Raw genomic sequence first — 19,448 nt, 5'->3', positions numbered from 1 at the left:
CTCGCGCCCATGGATCCCGCTCGCCTCCGCCTGCTGCGCGAGCTCGGCGACCGCGGAAGCGTGGCCGCCGTCGCCGCCGCGCTCGGGGTGAGCCCCTCCGCGGTCTCGCAGCAGCTCGCCGCGCTGCAGGCCGGCGTCCCGGTGCCGCTGACGGTGAAGGAGGGGCGGCGGCTCGTGCTCACCGAGGCCGGCGAGGCGCTCGCGGTCGCGGGGACGCGGGTGGAGGAGGCGCTCGCCGAGGCGGAGGACACGATCGGCTCGTTCCTCCGGCACGACGATCGCGCGGTGCGGGTGTCGGCGTTCCACAGCGCGGGGCTCGCCTTCTTCGGTCCGCTGCTCGCGGCGCTCGCCGACGGCCCGCGGGTGGCGCTCGCCGACGCGGACGTCGCGCAGAGCCGCTTCGCCGGGCTCACCGCCGACCACGACCTCGTCGTCGCGCACCGGCTGCCGCAGGATCCGGAGTGGCCGCGGGCTCGGCTGGTCGTCACCCCGCTCCTCGTCGAGCCGCTCGACATCGCGCTGCCGGCCGCGCATCCGCTCGCCGCGCAATCGAGCATCCGGCCCGAGGAGCTCGCCGACGAGCAGTGGGTCTCGACGCACGAGGGCTTCCCGCTGACGGGTGTGCTCGAGCACCTCGGCGCGCTGATCGGCCGCGCCCCGCGGGTCGCGCACCGGATCAACGAGTTCTCCGTCGCCGCGCAGGTCGTCCGCTCCGGCGCCGCGATCGCGATCCTCCCGCGGATCACCGCGGCGCCGCTCGCCGTCGACGGCATGGTCCTCCGCCCCCTCGAGGGCGCCGGCCTCGTCCGCCACGTCGACGTCCTGGCCCGCCCGGACGCGCTGGCCCGCACCGCGGTCCGCACCGTGCTGGCGGCGCTGCGCCGCGTCGCGGCGGACGCGGCGGGCTGAGGGCTCCACGTCTGCTGCCGGCGGATCTCGATACGCCCGCTCCGCGGGCTACTCGATCAGCATGAAGGAGCCGCCCACTGTGCAGGATGCTCGATCGGCATGGCCGGGCTGCCGCCTCATGCTGGTCGAGTAGCCCCGCAGGGGCGTATCGAGACCCGCCGTGGCCAGCAGGGCTGGTCGGCGGACGCTGGTCTCAGCGAGGGTGATAAGCCCTGCGCGGGCTACTCGATCAGCAGAGAGGCGCTCGAACGGTGGGGAGCGCTCGGGCGCTGCAGAACATCAGCTGAGAAGGGGTGGCCTCCGCTGTCAGGGGAGGGACCCTGCTCTCAGCTGATGTTGTGCGCACCCCTGCTGGTCGAGTAGCCCCGCAGGGGCGTATCGAGACCCGGCGTCGTCAGCGGGGTGGTCTGCAGGCTGCTCGTCTGGAGCTGGGGATCTCGATACGCCCGCTCCGCGGGCTACTCGATCAGCATGAGAGAGAGGGCGGCTCTCCTCTCGAGGACCCTCCGCGGAAGGTGGAGGATCCGCCGGCGAACGGCGTCGAAGACTCCGCGATGCGTGGAGGGGGCGGCCGGGATTCGAGGCTGGAAACCTGACTGCAACACGGTTTGCCCGTGCATCGGGGAGTCGGGGTCGTCTCGGCGCGGAAATCCTCCGTGCGACGACGCGGCGGAGTGCCCGGCTGCGGTCGACTGGTTCAGCGCCGCCCCCTCGGCGCGTGCCTTCCCCCGGGTCCGCCCCATCGGGTCCGCCCCACCCCCAGCCCTCGACGCCCCTTGGAGCCCGCATGCCCCGCACCGCCCCGTCCCGGTCCCGCCTCCGCTCCGTGCTCGGCGTCCTCGCCGTCGCCGTCGTGGCCGGCACCACGCTCGCCGCCTGCTCGGGCACCACCGACGCCGCCGAGTCCGGCGACGCCGGCTCGTTCGGCGAGGCCACGATGCAGCTCTCCTGGGTCCCCCACGTCGAGTTCGCGGGCGAGTACCTCGCCGACGCGAACGGCTACTTCGCCGACGCGGGCTTCGACTCCGTCACCCTCACTCCCGGCGGCACCGGCGCGACCGGCGCCGAGACCGCCATCGCGAGCGGCTCCGCCTTCGCCGGCGTCTCCTCTCCGCTGATCACCGGCCCCGCGATCTCGGAGGGCGCCGAGATGAAGATCGTCGGCGCGACCTACCAGAAGAACCCCTTCGCGATCGTCTCGCTGACCGACGCCCCGATCGAGACCCCCGAGGACATGGTCGGCAAGACCATCGGCGTCAGCGACAGCAACGACCTCGTCTGGCGCGCCTTCCTCGCCGCGAACGAGATCGACGAGGACGACGTCACCCGCGTGCCGCTCACCGACTCCACGCTGCTCACCACCGGTCAGGTCGACGGCTACATCGGCTACGCGACCGCCGGTGCGAACACGCTCAACCAGCGCGGCTTCTCGGCGCAGCAGTTCCTGCTCGCGGACACCGGCCTGCCGATGGTCGGCGAGACCATCGTCGTGGCGCAGGAGAGCATCGACGACGACCGCGAAAAGGTCAAGGCGCTGCTCTACGCGGTCGCCCGCGGCTGGCAGGACGCCGTCGCCGACCCGGACGCGACCGCCGCGACCGTCGTCGCCGACTACGCCGCCGACCAGAACTACAAGGTCGAGGAGCAGGCGCAGGTCATGGTCACCCAGACCGAGCTGATCAGCACCCCGGACACCGACGCGAACGGCCTGCTCACCATCACGCCGCAGCTGCAGGAGGAGTCGGTCGCCTCGCTCGCCCTCACCGGCATCGAGCTCGACGCCGACGAGCTCTTCGACACCACGCTGATCGACGAGGTCTACGAGGAGCACCCGGAGCTGCTCGAGGGCTGACCCTCGACCCGGCAGGGCCCTGCGGAGGACCCGGCCACGACCACCACGGACCGCGCGGAGAGGACGAGCAGTTGACCGAGCAAGCGACGACCATCCAGGACGAGGGCATCCGCCTGTCGGGCCTGAGCAAGCGCTTCGACCTGGGCAGCCGCTCGGTGCAGGCCCTCGCCGAGGTCGACCTCGTCACTCCGCGCGGCTCCTTCCTCTCGCTGCTCGGCCCCTCCGGCTGCGGCAAGTCGACGATCCTGCGGATGCTGGCCGGGCTGGAGAAGCCGACCACCGGCTCCGTCTCGATCCACGGCACGCCCGTGCTCGGCACGAAGCGCTCGGCCGAGCTCGGCATCGCCTTCCAGGACTCGGCCCTGCTGCCCTGGCGCTCGGTGCGCTCGAACGTCCGGCTGCCGCTGGAGCTGACCCGGCAGGCGGCGAAGCGCGACAGCATCCCGGACCTGCTCGACCTCGTCGGGCTGACCGGGTTCGAGGACGCCTACCCCTCGCAGCTCTCCGGCGGCATGCGGCAGCGCGCCTCGATCGCCCGCGCGCTGGTCGTCCAGCCCGATCTGCTGCTGCTCGACGAGCCGTTCGGCGCCCTGGACGACATGACCCGGCAGCGGCTCAACCTGGAGCTGCAGCGGATCTGGACCGCGCGCCCCGCGACCACGCTGATGGTCACCCACGGCATCGCCGAGGCGATCCTGCTCTCGGACACCGTCGCGGTGATGTCGCCGCGGCCCGGCCGGATCGTCGAGGTGATCGACATCGACCTGCCGCGCCCGCGCACGGTCGAGATGCTGCGCAGCCCCGAGTTCCACGCGATCGAGGACCGCATCACCGACATCCTGTTCTCGCAGCACGGCGTCGCGATGGAGGATGAGGCGTGACGCCCTGGATCCGCACCAACTGGCGCGTGTTCGCCGGGCTCGCCGTCTTCGTGGCGGTGTGGTGGATCCTCGCCGACACCGTCTACCGCGAGAGCCGCGCCGTGCCGAGCCCCGGCGCGATCATCGCCGCGTTCGTCCGCGACGGGCCGCTCTTCTACCTCCGCAACGTCGGCGACACCGTGCTCGCCGCCGGCCAGGGCTACCTCTGGGGCAACCTCGCGGCGCTGGCCCTCGCCGCCGTCGCGCTGCTGCTGCCGTGGACCCACCGCGTGATCGAGCAGATCGGCGTGATCAGCCACTGCCTGCCGCTGACCGCGGTCGGCCCGGTCATCCTGGTGATCTTCGGCGGCCGCACCACCTCGATCTTCCTCGCGGCTCTGCTCGTCTTCTTCACCACGCTGATCGGCGCGCTGCTCGGCGTCCGCTCGGCCCCGCGCACCGCGCTCGACCTCGTCTCGGCCTACCGCGGCGGACGCTGGGCGAAGATCGTGAAGGTGCAGGCCATCGCGGCCGTGCCCGCGACGATCACCGCGCTGCAGGTCGGCGTGCCGGCGGCCATCCTCGGCGCCGTGCTCGGCGAGTACCTCGGCGGAGTGACCACCGGCCTCGGCGTCGCCCTCGCGGTCGCGCAGCGGCAGATGGACGTCGAGCGGGCCTGGGCCTTCGCCGTCACCAGCGGGCTGGTCACGATCATCGGCTACGCGCTGATCGCCGCGCTCGGCCGCTGGCTGATGCCGCTGGTCGTCGGCCGCCCGCGCGCCGCCCGCCGTCGCGCCCGCGTCGAGGTCGCCCGCAGCACGGGAGGTGTCGTATGAGCACCGCGACCCGCACCCCCTCCTCCTCGTCGCGCGCCGCCCGCCGGCCGAGCGACCTCACCGGCCGGATGGTGCTCCGCATCGTCCGCGGCGAGCTCGTGCCGCTGGCCGTCGCCGCGGTCCTCGCCCTCGCGTTCTGGTACGCCTTCCTCGCGATCACCGACATCTCGCCGCTGCTGGGCAAGACGCCGACCGACGTCGCCGAGTACCTCTTCGTCGAGGCCGACGCCGCGGAGAACCGCGCGATCGTCTTCGGCAACCTCGGCGTGACGGCCGTCGACGCGCTCGTCGGCTACGTCGCGGGCCTGCTGGTCGCCCTGGCGATCGCGGTGCTGTTCGTGCTGATCCGCTCGCTCGAGGCGACGGTGATGCCGATCGCGATGCTGCTGAAGTCGATGCCGCTGATCGTGGTGACGCCGCTGGTGACCCTGGCGATCGGCAACGGGATCGGCGCCGTCGCCACCGTCGGCGCGATCGCGGTGTTCTTCCCCGCGCTGGTCACGGTCGGCTTCGGCCTCCGCTCGCTCTCGCGCGAGTCCTTCGAGCTGGTCTCGGTCTACGGCGGCTCGCCGCTGGACGTGCTGCTCAAGGTGGCGCTGCCGACCGCGGTGCCGGCGATCTTCGCGGCCGCCAAGGTCGCGGTGCCCTCCGCGCTGAGCGGCGCGATGCTGGCCGAGTGGCTGGCGACGGGGCAGGGGCTCGGCGGTGCGGTGCAGCGCGCCTCCGCCGGGTTCCGCTACGACGAGCTGTGGGCGTCGCTCGCGGTGATCACGGCGCTGGGAGTCGTCGCCTACGCGGTCGTCGCGATCGGCGAGAGACTGGCAGCCGTCCGCTTCGGCGGACAGAACTGAGGACGGACATGAGCACCACCACGAGCATCACCGGCGCCGTCTGGGACGGCACCCGCGCCCTCGGCACGGCGACCCTGGCCTGGAGCGGCGATTCGATCGCCTCCGTCGAGACGGCCGACGGCCCGAGCGGCAGGCAGCGGTCGGGGGAGTTCTCGATCATCCCCGGCCTCGTCGACACCCACGTGCACCTCGGCGCCTACTCCGGCGCGGGCACGGCCGACTTCGCCTCCTGGCCGCTGGTCACCCCGCGCGAGGAGCGCGTCTTCCACATCGCGAACAACGCGCGGAAGGCCGCGCGGGCGGGCGTGACCACCCTGCGCGACCTCGGCGCGGACGAGCTGCAGATGACCGTGGCGCGGATGTTCGAGCAGGGCATCGCGGAGGGCCCGCGGATCGTCACGCACGGCGCGGTCGGCATGACCGCCGGCCACGGCGACCTCTTCGTGCCGCCGCACTACCCGCACCGCGACCGCGTCGCCGACAGCCCCGACGAGTGCCGCCGCCTGGTGCGCACCTGGGCGCGGGCCGGCGCGGACGGCATCAAGATCTACACCAGCGGCGGCGTGCTCTCGATGGGCGACAAGGTCGGCTGGCGGAACCAGACCGACGAGGAGATCGCCGCGACCATCGACGAGGCGCACGCGCTCGGGATGCCCGTCGCGGCGCACACCCACTCGGAGGTCGGCCTCGACCGGGCCCTCGCGCTCGGCGTCGACTCGATCGAGCACGGCACCGCGATCGGGCCGCAGCACTGGGCCACGCTCGTCGAGCGGAACCTGCCCGTCGCGCCGACCCTCTTCATCAACGACGTGATCGCGGCCGGCCGAGCGCCGTCGTCGCCGGAGGCGTCGCTCAAGGCGCAGGACGTGGTCGCCGTGCGCGACGCGGGCTTCCTCGCCGCGGGCCAGGCGGGCGTGCGCTTCGTGCTCGGCACCGACGCGAACGGCGTCTACGTGGACTGGGGTGAGCAGCTCGACGAGGTGCGGCGGATGCGCGAGTCGTTCGGCTGGAGCTCCGAGCGGGCCCTCGTCGCGGCGACCTCGGACGCCGCGGCCGTCGTCGGCCTCGGCGCGAAGGTGGGCCGCCTGGCCCCCGGCTTCGGCGCGGACTTCGTCGTGCTGCGCGGCCGCCCGTGGGAGAGCATCGACGACCTGCGCGCCGAGAGCATCGTCGCCGTCGTCTCGCGCGGCCGCGTCGTCTCGGGGGAGCTGCCGCGATGACCGCCACCGCGACCCGCCGCTTCGTGACCGCGGAGGCGCTCGGCGCTCCCCGCGGCGCGTACAGCCACGCCGTCGAGGCGCACGGCGTCGTCTACGGCTCGGCGATCGGGCCGTTCGCGCCCGGCGACGGCTCGGTGCCGGAGGGCACGGTCCCGGAGGGGATCACCGCGCAGACCGGCGCCGCGCTCGACAACATCGAGCGGCTGCTCGCCACGGAGTTCGGCCTCGGGCTCGGCGACGTGGTGCGCGTCACGATGATCCTCAGCGACTTCGAGCGCGACTTCGCGGCTGCCTCCGAGGTCTACGGGGCGCGGTTCGCCGTCGATCCGCCGGCCCGCACCGTGATCGGCGCGGTGCTGCCGGGACCGCTCGTGGCGCTGGACTTCATCGCCGCGCGTCCCTGAACCTGCTCTCCGCTCCCCACCGCACGCACCACCGCACGCACTACCGCCGGCACCGACGAAAGGCTCCCGTGACCTCCGACTCCTTCCTCCTCGGTCTGCCCAAGGTCGAGCTGCACGTGCACCTGGAGGGGACGCTCGAGCCCGAGCTGCGCGCGCAGCTGGCCGAGCGCAACGGCCTTCCCGTACCCGAGGCGCTCGCCTACGACTTCGACTCGCTCGCCTCGTTCCTCGCCGTCTACTACCCGGCGATGGACGTGCTGCGCGAGGAGCAGGACTTCTACGACCTCGCGACGGCGTACTTCCGCCGGGCCGCGGCGGACGGGGTGGTCCGGGTGGAGGCGTTCTTCGATCCGCAGGCGCACACCTCGCGCGGGGTGCCGTTCGAGGCGGTGATCGGCGGGTACCACCGCGCCGCGCAGGACGCCGCGCAGCTGGGCGTCGACGCCGCGCTGATCCTCTGCTTCCTCCGCGACCTGTCGGCCGAGAGCGCGGCGGAGACGCTCGAGCGCGCGCTGCCGTTCGCCGACCGGCTGATCGGCGTGGGCCTGGACTCGGACGAGCGCGGCAACCCGCCGGCGAAGTTCCGCGAGGTGTTCGCGCGGGCCCGCGAGGCCGGGCTGAAGCTGACGATGCACTGCGACGTCGACCAGCCCAACGGCGTCGAGCACCTGCGCCAGGTGCTCGAGGAGATCGGCGTCGACCGGATCGATCACGGCACGAACATCGTCGAGGCGCCCGAGCTGATCGACGTCCTGGTGGACCGCGGTCTCGCGCTGACCTGCTGCCCGCTCTCCAACTCCTTCGTCTCGAGCGACTCGAAGGCGCCCGAGATGCGCGCGCTGCTCGAGCGAGGCGTGCGGGTGACGGTCAACTCCGACGACCCGGCCTACTTCGGCGGCTACATCGCGGACAACTACGCGGCGCTCGCCGACGCGGGCTTCACCCGCGACGAGCTGGTGCAGCTGGCGCGCAACTCGGTGCTGGGGTCCTGGGCGTCCGAGACGTCGAAGGCGGAGCTGCTCGCGCGGATCGACGCGTACGCGGGCTGACCTCCGGGCGGAGCCGCTCGAGTGGACGCGGTCCGGAGCCTGACCCGGTCGCAGCGCCCGGTTCGGGTCCGGTCGCACGCTCGCAGCCCTTCGAGTGGACGCGGACCGGGGTCTGCTGCGGTAGCGGAGGCCGTTCCGCGTCCAGTCACGCTGGCGCGCGCCGTCCGCTCAGTGCTGGTGCTCGTCCTCCCAGCGGGGGAACGGGTCGGCGAGGGTGCGCCAGAGGTCCGGGCCGGCGAGGAGCTCGCGCGGCGTGAGCAGGCAGCCGTGGAGGACGCGGGTGAGCTCGTCGACGTCGAGGTCGCGACCGAGGAAGACGATCTCCTGGCCGACGGGCGCGTCGGTGCTCCAGCTGCGGATCGCCGTGGGGTCGAGGCTCAGGACGTCGCCCGCGATGGACCAGCTCGCGACCCGATCCGCCCGGCTGGCGAGCCGGACGAGACCGCGCGAGCGGAGGATCCGGCCGACGCGGTGCGCGACGAAGTCGTCGGCGACGGCCGTGTTCAGGCGGCCGGGGTGGAACGGCAGCGGATCGCGGAAGACGAACGTGGTCACCGATCCCGCGTCGCCCGGGACGCCGCGGAGGGCCCGCTGCCAGCCGAGGTCCGAGGCGAGGCGGTGCGCGCGCTGCGGGGCGAGGACGGCGCGACGCTGCCGGTAGCGGTCGAGGTCGCGCTCGGTGAGGATCTCCGCCCCGGGCGAGAGCGCCCGCAGCACGTCGACGGCGGGCGAGGCTCCCGCGCCGTCGCCGTCGGTCAGGACGATCAGGCCGGCGAACTCGAGGCGCGTCGCGAGCCGCTCGGCGCGGTCCCACTGCGGGGGCTCCTGCTCCGACCCCTGCTCCGCGCCCTCGCCGAGCAGCACCCGGGTCACCTCGTCGACCGAGGTGACGGCGACGACGTCGAGGACGCCGATCCGGGTGTCGCCGGGGTGCCGCCGGACGCAGAGGTGCTCGAGGACGAGGGCGACCTCCATCGGGTCGGCGACCGGGTCGAGCGAGATCACGGTGATGCCGTTCTCGCCGTCGTCCGCCTGGCGGGCCAGCTCGTCGGCCAGCTCCGCCGCGAACTCCGCGCTGTCCGAGTCCGGGAGGTCGACGGCGAAGCTCTCGACGGACGTGACCCCGCCGGACAGCTGCCGCGCGATCCGGGCGCTGTGGGCGGCGTCGGTCGCGCTCACCAGCGTGACGGCGAGGACGGGTGGTCGGGGGAGTGGGCTCGGAGTCTCCATGGCGAGCTACTCTAAACGATAATCGTTATCAACTAGAAGGAGCACTCGTGAAGGTCCGCAACTCGCTGAAGTCCATGAAGTCGATGCCGGGGTCGCAGGTGGTGCGCCGCCGAGGCCGCGTCTTCGTCATCAACAAGCTCAACCCGCGGTTCAAGGCGCGCCAGGGCTGAGGCACGGGCCGCCCTCGGGTGTGCCGACCGCGGTCAACCCTCGAGGGCGTGCCGGACCGCGTCGTCGACGATGTGGCTGACGTGGGTGTCGGCGACGGAGTAGTGCGCCTCGCGCCCGATCCGCTCGACGGCGACCAGGCCGGCCGCGCGGAGGGTGCGCAGGTGCTGCGAGACCAGGGGCTGCGAGAGCCCGGTGGTCTCGGCGAGGTGCCCGACGGTCGACCGCTCGCTCGCCAGCGCCCGCAGCAGGCGCAGCCGCGAGGAGGAGGAGAGCACCTTGAAGAGCTCGGCCGCGGGTTCGAGATCCTCGGTCATCGGCGCCTCCAGGTCATCTGCTCATCCAAGCAGACGTGCATGCATCGCGCGGCCTGCCGGTCGAGTAGCCCCTTCCTTGCTGGTCGAGCAGCCCCGCAGGGGCGTATCGATGCCCGCCGTGACCGATAGGGCGGTCTGCAGACTCGTCCTCCTGACGCTGGTGGATCTCGATACGCCCGCTGAGCGGGCTACTCGATCAGCATGAAGAGCATGCTGGTCGAGTAGCCCCGCAGGGGCGTCCTCCATGCTGGTCGAGTAGCCCCGGAGGGGCGTATCGAGACCCACCGTCCCCAAGAGGGTGGTCTGCAGGCTCGTCCTTCTGGCGCTGGTGGATCTCGATACGCCCGCTGCGCGGGCTACTCGATCAGCATGGAGAGCTTGCTGGTCGAGCAGCCCCGAAGGGGCGTCCTCCATGCTGGTCGAGTAGCCCCGCAGGGGCGTATCGAGACCCACCGTCGCCAGCAGGGTGGTCTGCAGACTCGACTTCTGATGCTGGCGTATCGAGACCCGCCGTGAGCCTCAGCGGGCGAGGGCGCCCTCGCCCCGCAGGCGGCCGTCGGCCAGCTGCACGACGCGGTCGGCGAGCGCGATCACGGCTGGGTCGTGCGAGACGCAGACGACGGCGACGCCGCGCTCCGCCTCGGCGCGCAGGATCTCCCGGATGCGCTCGGCGCTCGCCGCATCGAGTCCGGTCGTGGGTTCGTCCAGGAGGAGCAGATCGGCGCCGCGCGCCAGCCCCTGCGCGAGCAGCGTCCGCTGCCGCTGCCCGCCGGACAGCACGGCGAACGGCTCAGCAGCGAGTCCGGAGATCTCGAGCCGCTCCATCGCCGCGGCGACCACCGCGCGCAGGTCCGGGCCGACCCGGCGCCAGCGGCCGGTGCGCCCCCAGACGCCGACCGTCACGACGTCGCGGACGGTGACGGGGAGGCGGTCCGAGACGGCGGTGCGCTGCGGGACGAAGGCGATCGCGGACGAGACCGAGCGCACTCCCCGGGACGGCTGCCGGGTGCCGGCGATCACCTCGAGCAGCGTCGACTTGCCCGCGCCGTTCGGCCCCGCGACGACGGTCAGCGTGCTCGGCAGGATCTCGAGATCGACCTCGCTGAGTGCGACCCGCTCGCCGAAGTCGACGCCGACCCCGTGGAGGCCGACGCGGGCGGAGGACTGCTGACTGCTGGACACGACCCAGAGCGTACCAGTTTGATAATCGTTCTCATTATCCGTTACGGTCGGGCACCATGCCTGCCCTCCTCTCCGGGATCCTCGAGCCGTTCGCGCTCGACTTCCTCCAGCGCGCCCTCCTCGGCGGCGCCCTCGTCGCCGTCCTGTGCGGCGTCGTCGGGACCTGGGTCGTGAGCCGCGGCATGGCGTTCCTCGGCGAGGCGCTCGCCCACGGGATGCTCCCCGGCGTCGCGCTGGCGACCGTGCTCGGCGCGCCCGTGCTGGTCGGCGGGGCGGCGAGCGCCGTCGCGATGAGCCTCGGCATCGCCGCACTGCAGCGTCGGGGCCGCCTGTCCTACGACACGAGCATCGGCATGCTCTTCGTCTCGATGCTCGCGCTCGGCGTGATCATCATCAGCCACTCCGGCAGCTTCGCGACCGACGCGACCTCGATCCTGTTCGGCGACATCCTCGCCATCGCACCGGTCGATCTCGTGCTGCTGGCCGTCGCTGCCGGAGTCGGGCTCGCGGTGGCGGTGGTGTTCCACCGCTCGCTGGTGGCGCTCGCGCTCGACCACCGGATCGCTTCCGTCCTCGGGCTCGGCCCGCGCTCGGCGCAGGCCGCGCTGGTCGGGCTGGTGACCCTCGCGGTCGTCGCCTCGTACCAGGCCGTCGGCTCGCTCCTGGTCGTCGGGCTGCTCCTCGCGCCGGCCGTCGCCGCGGGCCACTGGACGACGCGGATCCCGACCCGGATGGCGCTCGCCGCCGTGCTCGGCGTGCTCTCCGTCCTCGTCGGGCTGCTCGTCTCCTGGTACGCGGCGACCGCCGCGGGTGCCTCCGTCGCCGCCACCGCCCTCGCCGTCTCGGGACTGTCCTGGGCGCTGCGGGCGGCGACCGCCTCGCGTCGTCCGCGCCGGGCCTCCGCCGCCGTCCCCGCCTGACCCTCGTCCCCCTCCGAAAGGACCCCGTGCTCTCGCGCTCCACCCGCTCCCTCCGCACCGCTCCGGCGCTCCTCCTGGGTGCCCTCGCCCTCGCGGCCTGCTCCGCCGATCCCGCCGCCCCGCCCGTGGACGTCGCGCCCGGCGAGGGCCACGGCGCGATCTCGGGAGCCGCGGAGCTCGCCGAGCCCGCCCTCGGCCTCACCTGGATCGATCCGGCCGGCGCCGTCTCGCACCTCGACCTCCTCGACGAGAGCGTCGCCGATCTCGGCACGGTCGGGGCGCCGTCCGCGCTGACGACCGACGGCCGCTACCTCTTCGCGCAGACCCCCGCCGGTGTCGAGATCGTCGACAGCGGCGTCTGGACCTGGGACCACGTCGACCACTTCCACTACTACCGTGCTGACCCGGCGCTGCTCGGCACCGTCGCGGGCGAGGGGGAGGCGGTCGTCGCCACGACGAACCTCTCCACCTCCGGCGGCACCGGGCTGTACTTCCCGGAGTCGGGCGAGGCCGTGCTCCTCGACACCGAGGCGCTGTCGAAGGGCGAGATCCGCGAGTCGTTCCGCCTCGACGGCGAGCCGGGGCCCGGGATGGTCGTCCCGGTCGGCTCGTTCGCGCTCGTCACCGAGGGCGCGGGGGAGTCGGCCTCGGTCGCCGGCTACACGGCCGACGGCGAGCGAACGGGCCTGGTCGAGGAGTGCCCGCAGCCGGCGGGGACGATCACCACCCGCGTCGGCGCGGTGATCGGCTGCGCGGACGGCGCGCTGCTCGCCACCGTCGACGGCGAGGAGCTCGTCGTCGAGCGGATCCCCTACCCCGGGGGCACGACCGCGCCCGCCGCGACCGGCTTCGCGAACCGCGAGGGCCGGCCGACCGTCGCCGGGCTCGCCGGCGACGAGGGGATCTGGCTGCTCGACACCCGCGCCCGCTCCTGGTCGCTGCTCCCCACTCCCGCGCCGCTGGCGCAGGTGACCGCCGTCGACGACGAGGACGACCACGTGCTGGCGCTGGGGCAGGACGGCCGGGTGCTCGTGCTCGACGGCGCGGACGGCGCGGTGCTCGCCCAGACGGAGTCGCTCGCGGCCGAGTCGCTCGCCGCCGGCCTCGCCCCGGCCCTCGTCGCCGACCAGCAGCGCGCCTACCTCAGCGCGCCCGCCGAGCGGCGGCTGCACGAGATCGACTACGCCGACGACGCCCGCCTCGCGCGCAGCTTCGACACGGCGACCGAGCCGGCGTTCACCGCCGAGACGGGACGCTGACCATGGGACGCACCCGACGCCGCGCACCCCTCGCCGCGGCCGTCGTCGCGCTGCTCGCCCTCACCGGCTGCTCGGCCGGCGCCGACGACCGCCCGCTGGTCATCGTCTCGACCAACATCCTCGGCGACGTCGTCGAGCGCCTCGTCGGCGAGGAGGCCGAGGTCGTGACGCTGATGAAGCCGAACGCCGATCCGCACTCCTTCGAGATCTCCGCGCAGGAGGCCGCGCGGCTGCGCTCGGCCGACCTCGTCGTCTCCAACGGCCTGGGCCTGGAGGAGGGGCTCCAGCAGCACCTCGACGCCGCGGCCGCCGAGGACGTGCCGGCCTTCGTCGCCGGCGACGCGATCGACGTGCTCGACTACTCCGACGGCGACGCCGAGGGCGGCCCCGACTCGCACTTCTGGACCGACCCGGCCCGGATGATCGCCGTCGTCGACGCCCTCGCGCCGGTGCTCGCGGAGCTCGACGGCGCGGACCCCGCGGCCCTGGAGCGGAGCGCCGCCGAGTACCGCGCCGAGCTCGAGGCGCTCGACGCCGAGATGACGGCCGCCTTCGCCGCGATCCCGGAGGAGCGCCGCGCCCTCGTCACCAACCACCACGTCTTCGGCTACCTCGCCGACCGCTTCGACTTCGCCGTCGTCGGCGCGGTGATCCCCGGCGGCACCACCCTCGCGGCGCCGTCCGCCTCCGACCTCGCCGACCTCGTCGAGGCGGTCGAGGAGACCGGTGTCCCCACGATCTTCGCGGAGTCCTCGTCTCCCGACCGCCTGGTCCAGGCGCTCGCGAGCGAGGCCGACATCCGCGTCGAGGTGGTCGAGCTGTTCACGGAGTCCCTCACGGGACCCGAGGGCGGCGCCCCCGACTACCTCAGCATGATGCGCGTGAACACGCAGCGCATCGCCACCGGGCTCTCACCGTGAGCGCCCACGACCAGCACCAGGAGAACCACATCCCCATGCGAACCAGCCCCTTCCGCCGAGCGCCGCTCCGGCGAGCACCCCTCCGCCGAGCCGGCCTCGGCCTCCTCGCCCTCGGCACGATCGCGACCCTCGCGGCCTGCTCCTCGAGCAGCGCCCCCGCGGCCGATCCGACCGCCGCCGCCAGCCCGGCCGCCGCCGGCACCCGGCTCGCCGTCGCCTACGAGGGCGGCATCCTCGTCCTCGACGGCGAGACCCTCGAGACCGTGGCCGACCTGGACTCCGAGGAGTTCACCCGCCTGAACCCGGCGGGCGACGGCCGGCACGTGATGGTCACGATGAGCGAGGGCTTCCAGCTCCTCGACACCGCCGCCGGCACGACCGGCGATCCCGAGCTCACCGACGTCGTCTTCGCCGCGGACACCCCTGGGCACGTCGTCCGCCACGGCGGGAAGACGATCCTCTACGCCGACGGCACCAGCGACACGACGGTCATCGAGACCGCGGACCTGGCCGACGCCGAGGGCGTGCCCGAGGTCCAGACCATCCCGGGCGTCCAGGCGCACCACGGGGTGTCGATCGTCCTCGAGGACGACACCTTCCTCACCACGGTCGGCACCGCCGACGGCCGCACCGGCATCGAGGTGCGCGACGCCTCCGGCGCCGTGGTCGCCACGAACGACCAGTGCCCGGGTGTGCACGGCGAGGGCACGGCCGAGAACGAGGTCGTGGTCTTCGGCTGCGAGAACGGCGCCCTCGTCTACGACGGCGGCGAGATCACCAAGCTCGAGGCGCCCGACCAGCCGTACGGCCGGATGGGCAACGCCTGGGTCAGCGAGACCAGCCCGATCGTCGTCGGCGACTACAAGGACGATCAGGATGCGGAGGGCTACCTCCTGCACCGCCTCGCGCTGATCGACACCGAGGCGAAGACCCTCGACGTCGTCGACCTGCCCGAGGGTGTCGAGTACACCTTCCGCGGCGTCGCGCGCGGCCCGGGCGACCTCGCCTACCTGATCGGCTCCGACGGAGCGGTCCACGTGATCGAGCCGGAGACCGGGGAGATCACCGACTCGTACCCCGTCGTCGACGCCTGGGAGAGCCCCGTCGAGTGGCAGGACCCGCACCCCGCCATCACGGTCGCCGGTGACATCGCCTACGTCACCGACCCGGCCGCGAAGAGCGTCCACGCGCTCGATCTGACCACCGGGAAGGTGCTGTCCAGCGCCGAGCTGGAGGTCACGCCGAACGAGATCGCGGTCGCCGCGAGCTGACGCACGGGACGACGGAAGGGCGCGGGGCTGCGGGCTCCGCGCCCTTCCTTCGTGTCCGGTGCGGCTTCCGGGGTGACCGGTGCGGTCAGCCGGCGGCGCGGTTCCCTCGGCGGCGGCGGCCGAGGAGCAGGCCGAGCGCACCGAGCAGACCGAGGACTCCGGCGGCGGGCAGCGCGGACGCCGCGTCGACGCCGGTCTCGGCGAGGCGGGCGCCGGACACGTCCTTCGTCGGCCTCGTGCCGGTGACGCCGGAGTGGGGCGAGCCGGAGCCGGTGCCGGGGCCGGACGGGGTGGTGCCGGTGATGCCGGTGCCCGACGTGGTGGTGCCAGTGCCCGACGCGGTGGCGCCGGTGCCCGACGCGGTAGTGCCAGTGCCCGACGCGGTGGCGCCGGACGCCGTGGTGCGGGCGTCCGACGTCCCGGCGCTCGCCGCAGCGGCGCCGACCGAGGAGGCGGTCCCCGAGGCGATGGTGCCGGTCGTCGTGCCGGCTCCCGGTCCGCTGGCATCCGGCGTGCCGGTGCCGGTGGTGCCGGTACCGGTCGTGCCGGTGACGGTCGGGCGAGTGCCGGTGGTGCCGGTGTCCGTGGTGCGCGGGCCGGCGGTGCTCGGGCGAGTGCCGGTGGTGCCGGCGTCGGTGGTGCGCGGGCCGGCGGTGCTCGGGCGAGTGCCGGTGGTGCCGGCGTCGGTGGTGCCCGTGCTCGGTGTGCCGGTGCCTGCAGTTCCGGGTGTTCCGGTCGCTGTGGTGCCCGTCCCTGTGGTTCCGGTGTCGGTCGTGCCCGTCCCTGTGGTCCCGGTGCCGGTGGTGCCCGTCCCGGTCGTTCCTGTGCCGGTGGTGCCCGTGTTCGGCGTGCCGGTGGGCGCGGAAGTGGACGTCGTGCCGGTGGGTGCGGGGGTGGACGGCGTGCCGGTGGGTGCGGGAGTGGCCGGGGTCCCTGTGGTCGCGGGAGTGGGCACGGTCCCGGTGGGTGCGGGAGTGACCGGGGTTCCGGTGGGTGCGGGAGCCGGCGCGGTCCCGGTGGGTGCGGGGGTCGACGGTGCTCCGGTGGGTGCGGGAGCGGGCGCGGTCCCGGTGGACGCGGGAGTGACCGGCGTTCCGGTGGGCGCGGGAGCGGGCACGGTCCCGGTGGTTGCGGGAATACCCGGTGCTCCAGTGGGTGCGGGTGCGGGCACGGTCCCGGTGGTTGCGGGAGTGGCCGGCGTGCTGGTGGGCGCGGGAGTGGCCGGTGCGCCGGTGGGTGCGGGAGTGGCCGGCGCGCCGGTGGGTGCGGGAGTGGCAGGCGTGCTGGTCGGCACCGTGCCTCCTGCGGAGCCCGGAGTCGTGCCGGTGGGGGCCGGCTTCGGGATCGCGAGAACGATGGTGGCGGGGGTGGAGCGGTGCTCGGCTCCCTGAGGTGTCCGAGCGGTGGCGTAGCCGCCCACGCGGCGGTACTCGCCCGCGTTCAGGTCCGACAGCGTGATCGTGTCCGAGAGGCGCTGGACGCTGACCTGGCCCGGCGCGAGGCTGAACGGCGGGAGTCCGGCGAGACGGATGTCGTTCAGTGCCACGTCGCCGCGGTTGGTCAGCGTGACGGTCGCGTCGACCACGGTGCCGAGGGCGACCGGTGCGCCGGGTGCGAGCCGGAACGACGGGGCGTAGGTCACCTCCAGGGCGGGGTGCTCGACGGGCGCCGACGGACCCCCGGGCAGGGCGAGCTCGCCGACCACGGGGAGCGCGACCCGGCCCTGCGTCGAGCTGAGGTCCCAGGTGAGCGCGTACGACACCTTGCCGGCTTCGAGATCGGCCTGGGTGACCGTCCGAGAGAACGTGACGTCCCGACCATCCCGGCTCTCACCCGGCGGGATGGTGAGGCCGGTTCCGGAGACCGTGACCGCGACAGGGCCGTCGTTGCGGAAGGTGACGATCCACGTCACCGTCGTGCCGACCGTCGGCTTCTCGCCCGGCTTCAGCTCGAGCGTCCCCTTCGCCGTCGCGCTCACGAGGTGGTCCCCCGTGGCGGCCGGGGACGTCGGCGGAACGGGTGCGGGGGTCGACGGTGCGCCGGTGGGAGCAGGAACGGGCACGGTGCTGGTGGGCGCGGGAGTGGCCGGTGCGCTGGTGGGCGCGGGAGTCGGCGGTGTGGTCTTGGGGATCGGCAGCACGACGACGATCTCGTCGGAGGTGTACTCGACACCGCGGGGGGTGCGCGCCGTGACGTTGCCCGTGCGACGGTATTCGCCCGCCTCCACGTCCTCGTCATTGATCGGGCCCGGGAGGACCCGCACAGCGCTCTCGCCCGGCGCGAGCGTGAACAGTGGCTGCTCGTCGATCCGGACGTCCGTGAGTGGGACGTCCCCGCGGTTGACGATCGTGATGGTCGTATCGAGGACGGTGCCGGCGACGAGGGGTGCTCCCGGCCCGAGCTTCGGCGTCGTCGTGGTGGTCACGGCGAGGAGCGGGTTCTCGGCGGGGATCGCGAGCGTCGCGCCGCTGCGGACCGTGTTCGTCTTCCCGCCGGTCACCGCGGTCGCGTCGACGACGATGTGGGTGATGCCGCTCACCAGGTCGTCCTCGGTCACGGTGGACTCGAGGTGCAGCTGCGCGGTCCGGCCCTTGGCCAGGACGGCCAGCTTCTCGCTGGTGCTGCCGGGGCTGCCGGGGGCGGCGCCCACCCGCACGGCGACGAGGTCCCGCAGGTCGTCGGGGCCGGTGTTGGTCAGCGTGGAGGTCCAGCGGACCTTGGTGCCGGCCTTCACGTGCTCGCCGGGCTTCAGCACGAACTCGCCGCGGAACCGCCAGGACTCGTCGGCCGTGCCGCTCGCCGGGGACCCTCCGGCCCCGGCACCCGGCGCGGGAGCAGGCGTGGCGGTGCTCGTCGCGCCGGGGGCGTCCGGCTTCGGGAAAGGGACCCTCACGGAGGCGGTGGTCTTGTACACGGCGCCCCTCGGAGTGCGCGCGACGACGGAGCCGCCTTCTCGGCGGTACTCGCCGGCGAGCACATCCAGCTGGTCGACCTTGTCCTTGACGCCGAGAACGGCCTGCTGACCCGGCGCGAGGCTGAACGGCGGGGTGCCGGTGAAGGTGATGTCGTGAAGGGTCACCTCCCCGCGGTTGGTCACCGTGACGGTCGAGTCCACCACGGTGCCGACGACGACCGGCTGGCCGGGTGCCGACTCGAACGTCGGCGTGTAGACGACCTCGAGGGCGGGGTTCTCCGCCGGGATGGGCAGCTCGCCTCGCACGGGGATCCAGAACACGCCCGCCGGCGTGACGATGCCCCAGGTGAACGCGTACCTCATCACCCCGGCATCGAGATCGGCCTGGGTGACCGTCTGGTCTCTCGCGTCGTCCCGCCCGTCGCGGCTCTGACCCGCGGCGATGGAGAACCCGGTTCCGTAGACATCGGCGGCGGCCGTGCCGCTGTTGCGGAAGGTGATGGTCCACTTCACCTTCGTGCCGACCGTCGGCTTCTCGCCCGGCGCCAGCTCGAACCTCCCCCGCGCCGTCGCGCTCACGAGGGAGTCCCCGGTGGTGGGCACGGAGGGCGGCGGAGCGGCCGGCTGCTGCGCGGCGGCGATCGGTGTCTCCGACGCGGCGGCAGGAGCGTCGATCGCAGGCGTCGGAGTCGGCGTCGGGCCGGGTGCCGCCGGTGCGAGAGAGGGGACCGGTGCCTCCGGCGCGGCGGCGACGCTCGGCGGCGTCGTGACGTCGACCGCGGCCGGAGCCGGGGCGGGGTCGGCCGCCGGAGCGGGATCGATTGCGGGCGGGGCGGTCTGGGGAGTCGGCCCCGGGGGAGCGGGTGAGGGAGCGGCGTCCGGCACGACGAGGGTGGCGCTCGGCGCGGCGGATGCCGCGGTCGGGGCGGCCTCCGGCGCAGCCTGTCCAGCCGACGGTGCGGCGGCGTCCGGTGCGATCGAGGGCGTGGGCGTCGGCAGCACGGGCGCCGACGCGGCGTCCTGCGCCGGTGCCGCGGTCGTGGCGTCGGCGCCTCCTTCGGCGTGGGCGGCGACGGAGGTGGTTCCGAGCAGGCAGGCGCTCAGCGCGACGGACGCGGCGATGCTGAGGGGGGTGCTGGGCGTTCGGCGCGGTCTTCGGGGGTCGGGGCGTGAGGGGGTCAAGGGCACTCCTGGGCAGGGATCGGCGAGAGGTCGAAACGATTCCGGGAAGGTTCACACAGGTGTATCCAGGGCTGCGAACTTCTGGCGCGGAAGCGAGTGCCCGG

17 protein-coding genes are annotated in these 19,448 nt (G+C 73.8%); 13 read left to right on the top strand and 4 right to left on the bottom strand.

The features are described 5' to 3' along the window. Positions 1-9 precede the first annotated feature (9 nt). The 8 genes from C1I64_RS14530 (at position 10) to add (ending at position 7,981) form a co-directional block, all read left to right on the top strand. On the top strand, positions 10-909 hold the full coding sequence (locus C1I64_RS14530) for a LysR family transcriptional regulator (RefSeq protein ID WP_127887690.1): 900 nt from the start codon (positions 10-12) through the stop codon (positions 907-909). Positions 910-1,696: 787 nt separating this feature from the next. Next, positions 1,697-2,761, top strand: a complete 1,065-nt coding sequence (locus tag C1I64_RS14525) for an ABC transporter substrate-binding protein (RefSeq protein ID WP_127887689.1) — start codon at positions 1,697-1,699, stop codon at positions 2,759-2,761. A gap of 71 nt (positions 2,762-2,832) precedes the next feature. Continuing rightward, positions 2,833-3,642 carry an ABC transporter ATP-binding protein gene (locus tag C1I64_RS14520; protein ID WP_123446992.1) on the top strand — a complete coding sequence of 270 codons (810 nt, stop codon included), beginning with the start codon at positions 2,833-2,835 and terminating at the stop codon, positions 3,640-3,642. Beyond that, a complete protein-coding gene (locus C1I64_RS14515; RefSeq protein ID WP_123446991.1) occupies positions 3,639-4,457 on the top strand; it encodes an ABC transporter permease in 819 nt (272 codons plus the stop codon). Before C1I64_RS14520 ends, C1I64_RS14515 begins: the two co-directional genes overlap by 4 nt. Further along, positions 4,454-5,308 carry an ABC transporter permease gene (locus tag C1I64_RS14510; protein ID WP_127887688.1) on the top strand — a complete coding sequence of 285 codons (855 nt, stop codon included), beginning with the start codon at positions 4,454-4,456 and terminating at the stop codon, positions 5,306-5,308. Before C1I64_RS14515 ends, C1I64_RS14510 begins: the two co-directional genes overlap by 4 nt. Positions 5,309-5,316: 8 nt before the next feature. Continuing rightward, entirely contained in the window at positions 5,317-6,528 is a 1,212-nt protein-coding gene (locus tag C1I64_RS14505) for an amidohydrolase family protein (RefSeq protein WP_127887687.1), read from the top strand. Then, positions 6,525-6,932: a RidA family protein gene (locus C1I64_RS14500; protein ID WP_127887686.1), complete on the top strand. Its 408-nt coding sequence runs from the start codon at positions 6,525-6,527 to the stop codon at positions 6,930-6,932. The genes C1I64_RS14505 and C1I64_RS14500 overlap by 4 nt, the downstream gene beginning before the upstream one ends. 68 nt (positions 6,933-7,000) lie before the next feature. Further along, positions 7,001-7,981: an adenosine deaminase gene (add, locus tag C1I64_RS14495; RefSeq protein WP_127887685.1), complete on the top strand. Its 981-nt coding sequence runs from the start codon at positions 7,001-7,003 to the stop codon at positions 7,979-7,981. Between the two features lie 168 nt (positions 7,982-8,149). Here the strand turns inward: add and C1I64_RS14490 are convergent, their stop codons facing one another. Further along, positions 8,150-9,211 (bottom strand): GTP-binding protein, encoded by a 1,062-nt coding sequence (locus C1I64_RS14490; RefSeq protein ID WP_127887684.1) that lies wholly within the window; start codon positions 9,209-9,211, stop codon positions 8,150-8,152. A 47-nt stretch (positions 9,212-9,258) separates the two neighbouring features. Between C1I64_RS14490 and ykgO the strand changes: the two genes are divergently transcribed. Then, complete coding sequence (gene ykgO, locus C1I64_RS14485) at positions 9,259-9,381, top strand: type B 50S ribosomal protein L36 (RefSeq protein ID WP_123446985.1); 123 nt, start codon at positions 9,259-9,261, stop codon at positions 9,379-9,381. A 33-nt stretch (positions 9,382-9,414) separates the two neighbouring features. Here ykgO and C1I64_RS14480 read toward each other — a convergent pair whose 3' ends face one another. Next, positions 9,415-9,696, bottom strand: coding sequence for an ArsR/SmtB family transcription factor (locus tag C1I64_RS14480; protein ID WP_123446984.1), 282 nt, complete (start codon positions 9,694-9,696; stop codon positions 9,415-9,417). Between the two features lie 519 nt (positions 9,697-10,215). Continuing rightward, positions 10,216-10,878: a zinc ABC transporter ATP-binding protein AztA gene (gene aztA, locus C1I64_RS14475; protein ID WP_127887683.1), complete on the bottom strand. Its 663-nt coding sequence runs from the start codon at positions 10,876-10,878 to the stop codon at positions 10,216-10,218. 56 nt (positions 10,879-10,934) lie between these two features. Between aztA and aztB the strand changes: the two genes are divergently transcribed. The 4 genes from aztB to aztD are packed head-to-tail and all read left to right on the top strand — an operon-like array spanning position 10,935 to position 15,248. Then, positions 10,935-11,798: a zinc ABC transporter permease AztB gene (gene aztB, locus C1I64_RS14470; RefSeq protein WP_127887682.1), complete on the top strand. Its 864-nt coding sequence runs from the start codon at positions 10,935-10,937 to the stop codon at positions 11,796-11,798. 26 nt (positions 11,799-11,824) lie between these two features. After that, the gene (locus C1I64_RS14465) at positions 11,825-13,057 is read left to right on the top strand and encodes an ABC transporter (RefSeq protein WP_127887681.1); all 1,233 of its coding nucleotides are present in this window, start codon (positions 11,825-11,827) and stop codon (positions 13,055-13,057) included. Positions 13,058-13,059: 2 nt separating this feature from the next. Next, entirely contained in the window at positions 13,060-13,977 is a 918-nt protein-coding gene (gene aztC / locus C1I64_RS14460; RefSeq protein ID WP_127887680.1) for a zinc ABC transporter substrate-binding protein AztC, read from the top strand. Between the two features lie 35 nt (positions 13,978-14,012). Beyond that, positions 14,013-15,248, top strand: a complete 1,236-nt coding sequence (gene aztD, locus C1I64_RS14455; protein ID WP_208645136.1) for a zinc metallochaperone AztD — start codon at positions 14,013-14,015, stop codon at positions 15,246-15,248. An 85-nt stretch (positions 15,249-15,333) separates the two neighbouring features. On the opposite strand, the gene C1I64_RS14450 is transcribed toward aztD, so the two are convergent. Beyond that, a complete protein-coding gene (locus C1I64_RS14450) occupies positions 15,334-19,344 on the bottom strand; it encodes an LPXTG cell wall anchor domain-containing protein (protein ID WP_127887679.1) in 4,011 nt (1,336 codons plus the stop codon). Positions 19,345-19,448: the final 104 nt, after the last annotated feature.

The organism is Rathayibacter festucae DSM 15932, from assembly GCF_004011135.1.
In the GTDB taxonomy this organism is placed as follows: domain Bacteria; phylum Actinomycetota; class Actinomycetes; order Actinomycetales; family Microbacteriaceae; genus Rathayibacter; species Rathayibacter festucae.
The sequence above is the reverse complement of the archived record's forward strand: the minus strand, read 5'-3'. Positions and strand labels throughout refer to the sequence as shown.

Coding starts and splice junctions, on each gene's coding strand:
- C1I64_RS14530 (WP_127887690.1), top strand. CDS start 10: ATGGATCCCGCTCGCCTCCGCCTGCTGCGCGAGCTCGGCGACCGCGGA.
- C1I64_RS14525 (WP_127887689.1), top strand. CDS start 1,697: ATGCCCCGCACCGCCCCGTCCCGGTCCCGCCTCCGCTCCGTGCTCGGC.
- C1I64_RS14510 (WP_127887688.1), top strand. CDS start 4,454: ATGAGCACCGCGACCCGCACCCCCTCCTCCTCGTCGCGCGCCGCCCGC.
- C1I64_RS14505 (WP_127887687.1), top strand. CDS start 5,317: ATGAGCACCACCACGAGCATCACCGGCGCCGTCTGGGACGGCACCCGC.
- C1I64_RS14500 (WP_127887686.1), top strand. CDS start 6,525: ATGACCGCCACCGCGACCCGCCGCTTCGTGACCGCGGAGGCGCTCGGC.
- C1I64_RS14490 (WP_127887684.1), bottom strand. CDS start 9,211: ATGGAGACTCCGAGCCCACTCCCCCGACCACCCGTCCTCGCCGTCACG.
- C1I64_RS14480 (WP_123446984.1), bottom strand. CDS start 9,696: ATGACCGAGGATCTCGAACCCGCGGCCGAGCTCTTCAAGGTGCTCTCC.
- aztB (WP_127887682.1), top strand. CDS start 10,935: ATGCCTGCCCTCCTCTCCGGGATCCTCGAGCCGTTCGCGCTCGACTTC.
- aztC (WP_127887680.1), top strand. CDS start 13,060: ATGGGACGCACCCGACGCCGCGCACCCCTCGCCGCGGCCGTCGTCGCG.
- aztD (WP_208645136.1), top strand. CDS start 14,013: ATGCGAACCAGCCCCTTCCGCCGAGCGCCGCTCCGGCGAGCACCCCTC.